The following is a 13,965-nucleotide window of genomic DNA, read 5'->3' as shown; positions in this document are numbered from 1 at the left end:
ATCTATATTCTCAGTTTTGGACCGGCCACCTTCGTTTTTGAAAGATTCGACGCAACGTTAGCGGTGCAAGAGTCAGCCCAGACATTTTACGCGCCGATTAGGTGGCTGCAAAAGCATACGGTTTTGAAACAACCACTCGAAAGCTATGCAGGGTGGTGGGTGAAATTGGCCGCAAAAAGTAACAAGAGAGAGCTCTGGCCGAGCGAAGAACCTGGGCGATAAAGCGCTTCACGTTGGCCGCTCCAATTACTCCCCAAACAACGGAACCCCCAGCTTCTTCGCCAGCCGCCTCGGCCTGCGCATCGCCTCCGTCATCCTCTGCGCCTCATCCGCACCCCGCAGATCCTTGCAGTCCGGATGCGCTTCAGGGGATTCAATAAGCCCGAGCTGGTGCAGCACATGCGCGGTACTGTGCTTGTAGGGTGAGGCGCTCATGCGGTCGTCCAGGCGGAAGACGAGATCTTCGAAGGACTGGAAGGCTTCGAAGAGTTTATAAACGCGTGTGTCAAAGCGGCCGGTGCCGGTCTTGAATTTCTTGTCGGCCACGCTGTCGAGCAGCCACATGTCGCGGGCAGCGCAGATGAGCGGGCAGGCGCTGACGCCCGCACCGATGAGCAGGGGCAGGCCGAGCTTGATGGCGGTGGCGATGCCGTAGTCATCGCCGCTGTGCGGGGAGAAGGGCAGGTTCAGCCCTTTGCACATGGCAGCCCAGTAGTGGAAGTGCGGCTCGTCGAGCGTGCTGACCTTGCCACCCACATAACTCGGGTGTAGCGCGATCTCATGGAACAGCCACGGATCAAACGGCGTGGCCCATGGCACAAAGGAAGGCTCCAGCGCATGCGCGAGGCCGGGGCGGATGAGATGCTCGGCGATCTGGAAGTAAGCATCGCGTCTCGGCTCGTTCTCCAGTGTGTTGAGCAGCTTGCTGGTCATGATCATCATCTCGCAGTTGTCATGCTCCTGCGCGATGTCGAGCAGCGGCCAGTAACGCTCCGCTTTGAATGCGGTGTCATTCTCCGCGCCGCGTGCCGTCACTCCCGCGATGAAGCGCTGCTCGGGAAACTCCGCGCGGAAACGCTTCAGCACCTCGGCATACAATTCATTGCTGAGGTCAAAGATGTACCCGGTGTCTGCGTTGAGCACAAAGACCATCTCCACGCCATAATGCGCGGCGCACTGCTGCATCCAGCGCACGCTTTTGGTGAAGCCGTCCCAGTCCGGTTTCTTGTCCTTGAATGGCAGCAGCGTGGCCACGCAGAGGCGCGCCTTCGTGGTGTGATCGACGAGTTCCTCCTCGCTCGTGTAGGCCCAGACTGTTTCGTTCCAGGCGGTGGAGGGCTGCAAGTCTGCGGGATTCGAAATGAGGGCGCGATGGTCTGCCATGCGGCCAGTAGAGCATGGCCATTCCAAGGGGCCAAGACGAATTGCGAATGCCCGGGATCGGAAATTCTGATTACCGGATGATCTTCAGCGTGCCCGCTTTGCCCGTAGGCCACGCCGCACCTTCCTTGACCCACTTCGTGAGGATCGCGTATTCATCTTTCGTCAAACGCTCGCCCACAGCTGGCATGACACTGGCATGTTGATGAGCGGTCTTTACATTGGCCACGAGCAGGCTGCTCTCCGGGTGACCCGGCACGATGTAGGCACCCAGCGCCCCTGAGCGCACCGCCTCCGTGCGGTTTTCGAGACTTCCATGGCCGGGCAGCGCTTCGCGGTTGTGGCACATCACACATTTCGCCTCCAGCACCGGCTTCACATGCGCCGTGAAATCGACGGGGCCGGTCTTGGCCGCATGGATCGCCTCCTTGCTCAGCACATTCTCACCCATCGGCTTGGTTTCCGAATCGGGGGGCGTGGAGCAGGATGCGAGGACCAGGACGCAGAGAAAAGAATACCAGTGGCGGTGCATGGGTGAAACAGAACTCAGGATGATGCGCATGCAATGGGGAGAACTGCTTATTTCTTGAAGGCTTTCTCCGCCTTGACGCCCTTGCCTTCGTTTTTGAGCTTCTCAGACCAGGCGGCGCGGTTGCCCAAATTGTTGGCGTCCAGCTTGCCACGCACGTTGAAGAGATAGGCGTCCTTGCCCTCGGGTTTGCCGGACATCTTGCTGTCACCGGTGACATTGCCGTGACCAGGGAAAATGCGGCCTTGCTGGGCGGGAGCAGGTGCGTTCACTCCCCGGTTCAGGGCACTTGCAGCCAGCGGCATCAGGTTGCTGCTGCTGCGAAAGACGGCGTAGCGGGAGTCACCTAGCTTCACAACGACGACGGCCTGCCCGTGGATGCCGGAGGCATTGAAGGCTCCGCGTGGATCAGTGCGGCCCTTCTGCGGTTGTGCGGCACCGCTGGTGTCATAGGCGGCGATGTCGGCATCGGCCACGTAGGCATTGCGCACGGTGTCGCGCACCTGCACGCGCACGGCCCCGTTCTCGGCGTCCTCGTGCACCTCCATGTCCAGAGTGGTGATCAGCACGAGGCTGCTGGTCATCTGTGAGTCGCCGCGGCAGATCACGAGGTAGGCACCCTCCTCCTTCAGCGGCAGTTCGATGCTGCGCTTTTTCCAGGCGTAATCCATGCCATCTCCCAAAGGCACCTTCATCTCTGCCTGCGGGGTGATGCCGGAGAGATTCACGCTGCCGACGCTATTGAGATCCTTCTGCCGCTCCTGCAGCTTCATCAAATCCACCCGGTAGATGAGCAGCGCAGCCTCCTTCACATTGCGGTGCTCCAGTTCGATCTTCACCGGTTCACCGGGCTTTGTCCGCGTGGCAAAGGGAAGCTTCACGGCTTTCTCCTGCAGCATGGTGATGGACTCGCGGGCGTCATCAAAGTCGTCCTTCACTTTTTCATACCAGTGCACTGCCTCGGCAAACTTGCCCTGCGCGTGATGGATCTGCGCGGTGATGTAGCGCGCATTGGGCGCGTCATCGCTGCTGCCTGCGGCCACCGGTGCAGCGGCGGCGAGGGCTTCGGGAAACTGATACTGCCAGAAGCGGCCCAGCGCCGTCATGTAGTGAAAGTTGTTCAGGAAGCTGCTTTTCGTAAACGTCGCCGCAGCATTGCCTGCCGTCTGCACCACGCTCTTGTAGTCCTTGAGATCAAAGAACACATTGGCCAGACTGAAGGCGGCATCGTCCGCCAGATCATCCTTGGCATAGAGTGTCAGGACACGACGCAGCAGATCCCGACTGCGCTCCAGCAGCTGGTTCTTTGCCCACTTTGCTGCTCCAGGGCGCAGTGGCACCGTGGTGGGATTGGCGGCAAATTCTTGAAAGCGCTGCGCCAGACTGAAGAAGGCCAGCAGGCTGTCCGCGCCGTCCGGGTATTCCATCCACAGACCGATCTGATGCTCCGCGCTGCCGGGGAAATCTCCCGCTGTTTCCATGGCCGCACTCACGCCTGCATCACTGACAAAGCTGCTCTCCATCGTGGCGCGATAGACCAGCCATGCCCGTTCAAATTCCCCCATCTGCCGGTAAGCGGCCGCCACTTTCAGAATCTTGTCGAAGGGAATGACAATGTCCGGATGCCTCTCGCTGAGTGCTTCGAACAACTCCACGATCTGCTTGGCATCCATGCCCTCGCGTGAGGTGTGAATCCACAGCAGCATGCGCGCGATATCGCGTTCGTGGTATTTCATCGCCTCGGCATCATTGCGCAGGAGTTCGAGGTGCGTGCGCGCTGTTTCCAGCTCGCCTTCAACAAACAGCAGCTCCGCCAGTTCCAGACGTTCGAAGCCGTTCATCACATGCGGATCGGTGGATGGCTGGCCCGGAGCGAGAATGGTCAGCTTGCCATCGGGGCCCGCGTTGAAGCGTTCGTGCTGGCAGGCATCACGCACGCGGGTGTGTGCGATGCGATAGCTGCCAGGGTGCAAGGCCATCAGCTCATAGCTGATCTGCGTGTCTGCGGTGAAGGTTCCCGGGATGAACCACAGCCGCAGCATGCCCGGGAGCTGTTCCAAACGGGCATGCTCTGCCTCCAGCGAACCGGGGACAAACATGCAGCCGCCTGGAAGCGGTTCATCAATGATGACGTAGCCGTTCTGCGCCTGCTTCGGTGCCTTCAATTCCAACCGCACACGCAGGCGCTGCCCATGCGCCGCCACGTTCACCGGCGAGCTGCTCTCTGCGTCCAAGGGCTTGTCATGATGCCGCAGGCCTTCATGCAGCCATGCACGTTTGGCCACCGTTGGCAATGAACCCACCGGGGCTGCTTTCGGATCAATGGCCTTCTCGTTGACGAAGGTCGAGATGATGATGGGAGTGGCCTTGTCGGTCTTGAAGTTCACGCTGACATTGAACTTGCCGTCCGCGCCTGCCTTGGGGGTGGGAATGCGAATGACTCCGCCAATGCCGGCTGTATGCTGCTCACCATTCAGCGTCAGCTTCAGTTCCTCCGCCTGAGGTGTCTGGTGCATGCCACTGCTGATGAAATGCTCCGCCAGTGCCGCTGTCCAAAGTCCCTGCATAGCTGAGTCAGCTCCCAGTGAAACGCCAAGCTGCTGCTGCAGCGCATCCGCCGCCTTCTTTGCCAAAGCAGAGCCGGGTTGGGTCTTCGCTACGGCGTAAAGCAGGATGGCAGTCGTGTCGTCTTTGCTGCTGAGCCGGGAGGTGGTTTTGCTGCCGGTCCAGGTGGGCTTGGCTTCGAGGGCCTTGAGCAGTTCCTTTGCTTCCTCGATTCGGTTCATCCGTTGAAATGCGGCTGCCAGCCATGCAAGTGCTGGGTCATTCAGCTTCACGCGGTCGCGGTACATGCGATTGGCCACGGAGAAGTCCGCCTCATTCACACAAGCGAGTGCATACAAGATGACGGCTGCTTTGTCCGGCTCATCTGGCGGAATGATCGCCAGCGCCTTCTTCAAATAAGCAGTCGCTTTTTTGATCGTGGAATCTTCGACATCAAAGCCAAGCGCTCTCGCCTCCACCAGTGCCCACAGCCCAAGACTCGTCACGACGCTGTCGTGCTGCCATTTGACATCCTGCCATGTCCAGCCGCCATCCTGCTGAGTGATCTGGAGCTCAGCGATGAGCAGTCGGATCGGGCTTTCATCCGCAGATTTGCCAGCACGTGCGGCCGACACATGGCTCAGCAATCTGCTGGCAGCCGTCTGTGAAGAGTGGCCCATGGATTGCAGCAGCGTCAGAGGCGATGAAAAAGCAGACACCAGAAGCTGCTGGGAAGGAACGAGCGTGAAGGCTGCTTCTCCAGGTGCGGAAACAATCTTCAGCGCATGACTGGTGCTTGATTCACCGAATGGCAGCACCATGAAGTTTGAGGATAGAGTGAGTGTGTCCTTTGCCGTCTTGATTAAGGCGGAGGAGATGCTCTGGCCCGGCATGTCGGGGACTTTGACTGGATCAAACACCACTTCAGTGGAACCTTGGGGTTTGAGGGTTGCGGAGCGCGTTTGCCCTTTCGGGACACCTGCGGTCTCAAAGCTGGCCTGAGCGGTCGTTTCGTTTTCGGGTGCACCGTGCAGCAGCAGGCATGGTGTGAAGGTGTCTCCTGAAACGAGAGTGGTGGGCATCCGCACTTCCGCCATGAATTCCCACTTTGTCGTCAACTCCTCCTCGGCCTGTCCTACACTCGTTGTCACTGTGCAGCCACGGCTCGTCAAACGCCATGCGCCTGCCATGGCCGGTGCCGTCAAAGTCACTTTCACTTTGCCGGAGGCATCGGTCACAAGCGGGCAGTGCCACTGTGCGTCAGGCGCATAGGGCTGGCCATTGGTTTGTCCACCTGCGCTCGGGAAGCCCGAGCCGAGTAACATATGAATGGTGGCGTTGTTGATGCTATAACCTCCGGATCGATTTCCGGCCGTTATCGGGCCGCCTCCGTATGGAAATGGAGCAGCCCCTGTCATTGAGTAAGCATTCGGCGAAGTGGGGTTGTTGAAGGCAGACAGATTGTCGATCATTGCGCCGCCCATGTTGCCAGTGACTATGCCGGATCCTTGCACACTGAGGGTGTTGTTGCCTCCGCCGTACGTGCTCGATCCACCGAGCACTAAAGTTCCGCCGTTGGCTACAAGCATGCCGCCGCTGCCGATGTTCAGCGAACGCCCCCCTTGTGACCCGTCATTTTCGGCCAGGTTGGAAGATCCGTTCATGTTCATAGGGCCCGATCGTAACCGCTGCTGTAAAGCCGCCTGCTCGTACCACACGCTCTGTTCCCTTTGCTCCATCTGACGCAGCAGATCGATGTGGGACTGCGCACCGTCTGCGATGGCGATGACATTGCCAGATTCATCCTTGGTGAGAAGCTGGGAAGAAGCGCGGTGCTGGAAGCTCGCGTTGCTGCCGATGCGCAGGCTGTTGTAACAACGCAGGCTACCGTGAAAATATTCGTCGATGTCTTCGGTGTCGTCAGAGTATTGCGCAAACAACGCCGCGCTGGCGAGCGCTAGGCTGAGCTCTGCGGACACAGGTTTGCCATTCGCGTCGGTGGTGGTGAGCGTGATCTCGGCGGCCTCACCGGGTTTGACGAGCTGGGCTGGCGTTTGGATCTCGATCTTGAGCGGGCGCTTCACCACAAAGCCGCTGTGCGCGCTGTGCAGTTTGTCGCCATCAAAAAAAGCCACGCTGACCTCAAACTGCGGCCAGTGTGCGGTTGCCACGGTGACAGGCAGTTCATTGTGACCGATGCCCAGTTTGATGATGCGATGCTCGATCATGTCTTCACCCGCGAGAGTGACGAGAGCCAGCGGTGTGGTGACGCGGCTGTGGGCATCGACTTTGAGCGTGCTGCCTTCGTTGACTTCGGTTTGGTCGCTGAAGAGGCGCACTTTCGTCGTATCCTCGGGGCCGGAGACATCGAAGTGAGCTTTGCTCTCGACGACGTTGCCGCGGGCGTCGGTGGTTTGAGCCATGAGTTGATGACGCATCGCGGACTGCACCACCACATTGGAGCTGCCCATCCCCGTCTTGGCATCTGTCTGCACCGTGAACTCCGCGATGCGTGCCGGTGCGCTGGCCGTGGGAATGTACACCAGCCCGGGCAGGCCGGAGAGCACCGGGTTCTGCGGCTGATTGTCGAGACGTGAGAGAGTGACCTTCACTGTGGCCGCCGTGGGTTTGCCGTGGTGATCCAGCGCCTTGATGCGAATGAGGGAAGGCTCTCCCGTGAGCGCGGGATCAGGCAGGCGATCCCACGCGAGCTGAATGCCGGAATGCAGCAGGCTCACCGCGTGATGTGCGCTGCGACGGCGCGCGGGCAGGTCGGTGTCAAAGCGGAGGAACTCACCCGGCTGAAATGCGGAGGTCTCCTGCGTGAATGTGAAGGCGCCTGCGGCATCGGTTTTACCCTCTAGCAGGCGTCCGTCGGGCATGCGCAGGCGCACGGGTTCGTCCACAAGCGGAGCTCCCCATGAGTAGTTCACGCGCAGGGTTCCTTCGATGCGGTCACCACGAAACACCGCATCTGGCTTCGTCTCGATCTCGGCGGTGATCTCCGCTATCTCAAACTCATGCACGTTGAACCAGGCTTCGTGTGTTTCATCTCCCTCCACGGCTTTTGCAGTGATGTGGTAGCTGCCCGTGGGAGCGGAGGCGGGCAGGGGAACGCTGTGGGTGAAGGTGCCGAACTCGCTGAGCTTTGATTTCATGCGGCGCAGGACACGCTTCCGTTCGTCGGTGATGCTGATCTCATACTCGCGGCCGACGGGAACGCTGTAAGCGCCGTCCTGCACATCCCGAATGATACCGCGGAAGTGGACGACGTCCCCCGCGCGGTAGGCGGATTTGTCGGTGTAGATGAAGCCGCGTCGTGAAAGCTCCACGGAAGTGCGGTCAGTATCTCCTCCGGTGATCTCCTGCGTCATGCCGCGCAGATTCAGACGCTGGATGGCCACGCCTGCGTCCGTGCGCACGTAGGCGCAGAGATCTGCCGCAGCGCGGATCATTTCGCCGCGCAGGCGGAACACACCATCTTTGCCCGTGCGGCCCTGGCCGAGGATTTCCTTGCCATTGCTGAGCAGCACCTCCGCATCCGCCACGGCGGTGCCTTTGATGCGGTCCTGCACAAACACCAGTGCCTCTGTCCATGCGGACTGCACGATGAGATCAATGTCACTGCGGATCACGATGGTGCTGGCCTGCCAGTCCTCGCCCTCGACGCGGATGAGGCACACGCCGGGCTTGGCGCCTTCAAACGGCACATCAATGGCCTGCTCGATGAGCTTGAGCCGGGTGTAGCCTTCGATGTTCACCTCCCATGTTTTGTCGGGTTGTATCAAATCGATGTCGAGGGAGCCGATGCCTGATTCACCATCAAGGCGATGACGGCTGCGGAAGAAATCTTCCAGATTAAGGATGTAGCGCGAGACCTTGAGCTTTTCGATGTTGCGCACGTTCACGCGCACCTGGGCGGTTTCATTGCTGCGGAAAGTGCGCGGTGTACGCAGCGCCAGCGAGCGCTGCGGCATCATGGCTGCGCGTTCGGCCGCGAGCTGTTTCCATCCGCCCCAGGTGAGTCTTTGGAAGGTGTTCAGCGCCTCTTCATGCCGGTCAAGGTGCTCGGCCTGAATGATGCCGCTACGGTAGAGCGCCAGGGAGGCCTCCTCGCTCTGCGGATGTTTGATGATCAAACGGGCCCACTCGGTGATGGCGTCTTCAAACAGCTTGGTCAGCTCAGGCGAGCGTGGCTTGCCGGCCTCCTTTTTGGATAGTTCCTGCGCTGCGGTGAAGTGCCATTGACCATTTAGAAACAGGAGCTGCGCACAGCGTGGGTCCAGCGGGTGTGCAGCAATGAAGGCATCGAATCGCTTGGCCGCCTCCTCGCGGTTGTTGGTGGCCACGGCATCGAGGCAGAGCTGAAACTCGGCCTCCATGATGCGCGCCTGCGCCTGCTGCCACAGGCTGCCGTCGGGATGTTTGGCGATGTAGGCGCGCCACTGCTCGATGGCCTGCGGATACTGCCGAGCGGCAAAGCGAAGGGCGCCGATATGGAAGAATGCCATCTGCCGCCATGATTCGAGGCGCTCGGCCGGTGTGCGTTTGTCCTCTTCATTCGCCGCAGGAGAAGGCCAGTCCGCGCGGTCATACAAGGCTTTGCAGGCTTCCAGGGCCTCATCGCTTTTGTTTTGTAAAGCCAGCACCTGGATCAATGCGAAGGCAGCTTCCGCCGATCTAGGGTGGGATGGATGCACCTGTAAAAACTGCCGCAGGCTGGCGATGTGCTTCGCAGGATCTGTAGATGGAATGGTGGTGACCTGCTCATTCTGCTGCACGACCTGGGTGCCTTGCTGCATGTCATTGTTGCTGTGCGGCAGTTGTGCTGAATGAACAGGTTGAACCATCAGCGCTCCATGGCTGCGACAGATCAGCCACTCGATGTCGCCTTGATCCGGTTTCGTTCCTGCAGCTGGAGCCTTGGTCTTCCACTGGGTCAAAACATCCTCCGCATAGCGGCGTGCGGCGGCGCTCCCACCTGTTTGCAACATACCTTCGATGAGCATCTGGCGCACCTCCCAGCGGTGGGTGCCGGTTTCCTTCGTGGCGGATGTCGGCGGTGGGCTGCCCATGAGGCCGCGCCAGTCGGGATCAAACTCACGCAAGTAGGCATCGCAGGCCTGTGGCAGTTCATTGCGTTGGTTCAAGTCGCGCACGCTCACCACGGTCTGAAAGAGGAGCTGTTCGCGCATCTTGGGGCCGGTCTCCAGTTCCTGTGCTTTTCTATAAAGAGCCAGCGCCTTGTTCTGTGCATCGCTGCCCACGCTTTGGCCTGGCACGGCCGGTTTGGTGATCTCCTGCGCCAAAGCAATGAGCGCCTCCGCCAGCTTTTCTTTGCGCGTCGTTGCAAACAGTCGTGTGGCTTCCGAACTGTAGATGGCTTCGGCTTCCTGATGGCGTTTCAGTTCAGCAAGGCACTGAGCTTTCAAAAACAACGCCTTGCGCTGCCAGACATGGCCTGCGGGAACGGCGTCACAGTCGGTGATGGCGGCTGTAGGCTGTTTAGATTCCGCACGGGCAACACCCCGCAGATAATGCGCATAGCCTGCGTCCGCAGAAGCTGTTATTACGGCATCGGTCAGCGTGGTGGCTGCTTCGGCATAGCGCTGGCGTTGCAGCAGCACCTCCGCGTCATCGACCGGTGTGGCTGTCAGGGTTTGAGCAAAGACAAGGAACAGGATGATGCGGTGATACATGGCGGTCTCCAATGATATTTCCTTATTATGCGCAGCCGGAAATGCCGATGGCAAGATGCATGAATGAGTGGCAGTCAATTTACGTTCCGTTTACAGACAAGCCGCATTACCTGCCAATCACCCATGAACCGTCGCCATTTCATTTTCTCCGCCGCCGCTCTGCCCTTTATCTCCGCCATCGCGGCAGAGAATCCCAAGCGTCTCATTCTGAGGTCCTCATGGCAGACGGTGAATATCGGTGACATCGCCCACACGCCGGGCGTGCTGGCGCTGCTGGAAACACACCTCCCAGACGTAGAGGTACGGTTGTGGCCGAGCAATCTGGACAACGGCGTCGGGGAGATGCTCGCGGCGCGTTTTCCCCAGGTGAAGGTCATTCGCGGTGAGGACGTGAAGAAGTCCTTCGAGGAATGCGACTTCCTGCTCCACGGCTCCGGCCCCTCGCTGGTGGCACAGGCAGATGTGGTGAAATGGAGCCAGGCCACGGGCAAGTCCTACGGTGTGTATGGCATCACTTTCTCAGGCCAGCAGAATCCGAAGGTCATCAAGGACAAGTCCGTCAAGCCGGTGCAAACCATCGACGTGCTCAGCGGTGCGAAGTTTGTCTATTTCCGCGACTCCGTGTCGCTGGAGCTGGCAAAGAAGATGGGCTGCAGCTGCCCGCGCATGGAGTTCGGCCCCGACGGTGCCTTTGCGGTGGACCTGAAGGACGACGCGAAGGCCGAAGCCTTCCTGAAGGCCAGCAATCTCGAAGAAGGGAAATTCCTCTGCTGCATCCCACGCCTGCGCAACACCCCCTACTGGACCCTGCCGGAAAAGAAAGCGGCGCTGGATGAGAAGAAGGACGCACGCAACAAAGCCATGATGGACCACGACGGCAAACCGCTGCTCGATGCCATTGTGAGTGTGATCAAAAACACCGATCTCAAAATACTGCTCTGCCCGGAAGACAAGACGCAGATGAAGATCGGCAAAGAGATGCTCTACGACAAGCTGCCGGCGGATGTGAAAGCACGCGTGGTGTGGCGCGAGAACTACTGGCTCACCAATGAGGCTATAAGCACCTACCGTCGCAGTGCCGGACTCTTTGGCCACGAGATGCACAGCCCCATCATGTGCATTGGCAACGGCATCCCCGCAATCGTCTGCCGCTGGGCCGAGCAGACGAGCAAAGGCTATATGTGGCGTGACATCGGCCTGAACGAATGGCTCTTCGACCTCGACAAGGAGGACGAACTCCAGCGCGTCGCCGCCACCGTGCTGGCGATGGCGAAAGACCCTGCTGGCTCCAAAGCAAAGGCAGAAAAAGCGCGTGAAGTGGTGATGGCAAAGTTTGCCGCCAGCATGGAAGTGCTGAAAGGCAATCTCCCGGCGTGACAAGGCCAGGGCTTTTCGGGTACAGTCGTTGATTAATTCAATCACGGCTGATCCCAACCATGAAGCCTGCTTTGCCATTTCTCATTGTTTGCGTCTGCACATGCGCCGTGCGGGGGGAGGATGTGACATTCTTTGAGTCCAAGATCCGCCCGGTGCTGGTGAAGCAGTGCTACGAGTGTCATTCGGTGGAGTCAGGAAAAACAAAGGGCGGGCTGACGCTGGACACGAAGCAAGGGATTCGCGCCGGGGGCGATACCGGGCCAGCGGTGGTGCCGGGTGATGCGGCGAAAAGCCTGCTGCTTGCGGCGATCAAGCACAGCGATCCGGATCTCGAAATGCCGCCGAAGAAGCCAAAGCTGCCGGACGCGGTCGTTGCGGACTTTGAAACCTGGATCAAGGCGGGTGCAGCGGATCCGCGTGAATCTGCGGTGAAAACAGAGGAACGTCCGCCGGTGGATGTGGAGTCGGGCAGGAAATTTTGGAGCTATCAAAAGCCGAAACAGGTCGCTGGTTCGATTGACGAATTCATTCGAGCGAAGTTGAAGGAGCAGGGGATTGAACCTGCCCCTGCAGCGGAGTCCGTGGTGATGCTGCGCAGATTGTATTTTGATCTCATCGGCCTGCCGCCGACACCTGAGCAGGCGGCGGCCTTTTCAATGGAGAAACTCGAGGCAACGGTGGATGAACTGCTGCGAAGCCCGCGCTTTGGCGAGCGCTGGGGCCGCCACTGGCTGGATGTGGCGCGCTATGCGGAATCCAACGGTCGTGAATCCAACCTGACCTTTCCGCATGCGTGGCGTTATCGTGATTACGTCATCGACGCGGTGAATGAGGATGTGTCCTTCGACCGCTTCATCACCGAGCAGATCGCGGGAGATCTGCTTCCTGCGAAGGGAGATGCGGAGCGCGCAAGGCTTCTCACTGCCACCGGATTTCTCGCTCTAGGTGCGAAAGGTCTCAATGAAATGAACCCGGCGCAGTTTGCGGCGGATGTGGCCGACGAGCAGCTCGATACCGTGACGCGGGCGGTGCTCGCCAGCTCCATCGCCTGCGCTCGCTGCCATGATCACAAGACCGAGCCCTTCAGCATGGAGGACTACTACGCACTGGCGGGCATTTTTAAAAGCACGCAGACCTTTTACGGCAACTGGATCGACTCCGAGAACAACAACCACGGCCATCTCATCCGCCTGCCGGAACTGCCGGGGCAGGTGATCCCAAATCGTGCCATGACGGCAGACCGTGTGAAGCAGCTCAAGAATGATCTGGCCAAGCTCAACGCCGAGGAGATTGCGCAGAACACATACATTGCCAAGGCGAAGCTGGAAGGCCGCGACATCAGCGCTGAAGCCAACAAGCTCCTGGGAAATGCGATCCGCATCCTCTGGACTCGCGGCGGCATTGAAGGACAGCTTGAAACCGTGGATGACCAGGGGCATGCGCTGCCCTTGTGCATGGGCGTGCAGGATGCAAAACGCATTCAGGACTCCCAGCTTTATGATCGTGGCGAGATCGCGCATCCGGTGAAGCCGGTATCGCGTGGCTTTCCTCTGGTCATGGGGATCATGTCTGTGCTGCCAAAGGCGCAAAGCGGACGGGTCGAGCTTGCGCAGTGGCTCGTCAGTCGTGACAATCCGCTCGCCGCCCGCGTGATGGCAAACCGTGTGTGGCGGCATCTCTTTGGCGCGGGAATCATCCGTACAGTCGATAACTTCGGCTTCAGTGGCGAGCGCCCCAGCCATCCGGAGCTGCTTGATCACCTCGCGCTTCGCTTCATGGACGGCGGCTGGTCGGTGAAAAAACTGATCAAGGAGATCGTGATGTCGGAAACCTACCGGCAGGCTTCCACGCATCGCAGTGAAGTCTTCAACAAAGACCCGGACAACCGCCTGCTCTGGCGTGCGAACAAACGCCGTCTCGATGCAGAAGTGATTCGTGATTCCATGCTTGCGGTCGCAGGTGTGCTCGATAGCTCGCGCAGGCCCGGATCACTCGTGGCGGAGCTTGACGGGCAGTCGGTGTCGCTCATCAGTTTTAACACCAAGTTGCCATCCGATCTCGATGGCTCGAAGCGTCTTTCGATCTATCTTCCAGTATTGCGGGATCACATGCCGGACGTGCTGGAGCAGTTTGACGTGGCCAATCCCAATCTCGTCACCGGCGACCGCGACGTGACTAATGTGCCGCTGCAGGCGCTCTACCTTCTCAATGGTCCCTTTGTGCAGGAACAGGCGGCGGCGCTGGCAAAACGGATTCAATCATCGCCCGACCGTGTGCAGGCGGCGTTTCAGTTTTGCTTCAATCGCAAGCCAGATGCCAGAGAGGTTGAGCTGGCCGAAAAATTCCTTCGTACCCGATCCGCAGACGATTTGAAATTGCTGACGGCATTCTGCCAGTCGCTGTTCGCGAGTGCTGAGTTTCGCTTCGTTGATTAAT

The 13,965-nt window shown here is 59.4% G+C and carries 6 protein-coding genes; 3 read left to right on the top strand and 3 right to left on the bottom strand.

The features are described from left to right. Positions 1-222 (top strand): hypothetical protein (locus tag AC24GY_RS20175; RefSeq protein ID WP_487686668.1); only part of this gene is annotated, 222 nt, incomplete at its 5' end. A 24-nt stretch (positions 223-246) separates the two neighbouring features. On the opposite strand, the gene AC24GY_RS20170 is transcribed toward AC24GY_RS20175, so the two are convergent. The 3 genes from AC24GY_RS20170 to AC24GY_RS20160 all read right to left on the bottom strand — a co-directional run bounded on the left by AC24GY_RS20170 (position 247) and on the right by AC24GY_RS20160 (position 10,152). Then, positions 247-1,383 (bottom strand): hypothetical protein, encoded by a 1,137-nt coding sequence (locus AC24GY_RS20170; RefSeq protein ID WP_487686667.1) that lies wholly within the window; start codon positions 1,381-1,383, stop codon positions 247-249. A gap of 70 nt (positions 1,384-1,453) precedes the next feature. Next, entirely contained in the window at positions 1,454-1,942 is a 489-nt protein-coding gene (locus AC24GY_RS20165; protein ID WP_487686666.1) for a c-type cytochrome domain-containing protein, read from the bottom strand. 17 nt (positions 1,943-1,959) lie between these two features. Further along, the gene (locus AC24GY_RS20160; RefSeq protein WP_487686665.1) at positions 1,960-10,152 is read right to left on the bottom strand and encodes an MG2 domain-containing protein; all 8,193 of its coding nucleotides are present in this window, start codon (positions 10,150-10,152) and stop codon (positions 1,960-1,962) included. 123 nt (positions 10,153-10,275) lie between these two features. Here AC24GY_RS20160 and AC24GY_RS20155 point away from each other — a divergent pair, with 123 nt between their 5' ends. Both AC24GY_RS20155 and AC24GY_RS20150 read left to right on the top strand, forming a co-directional pair. Continuing rightward, on the top strand, positions 10,276-11,529 hold the full coding sequence (locus AC24GY_RS20155) for a polysaccharide pyruvyl transferase family protein (RefSeq protein WP_487686664.1): 1,254 nt from the start codon (positions 10,276-10,278) through the stop codon (positions 11,527-11,529). A gap of 59 nt (positions 11,530-11,588) precedes the next feature. Continuing rightward, on the top strand, positions 11,589-13,964 hold the full coding sequence (locus tag AC24GY_RS20150; RefSeq protein ID WP_487686663.1) for a PSD1 and planctomycete cytochrome C domain-containing protein: 2,376 nt from the start codon (positions 11,589-11,591) through the stop codon (positions 13,962-13,964). The last annotated feature ends 1 nt before the right edge of the window (position 13,965 follow it).

The organism is Prosthecobacter sp. Pr1, from assembly GCF_057652315.1.
Note: the sequence above shows the minus strand (reverse complement) of the source record. Positions and strands in the feature narration are given on the sequence as shown.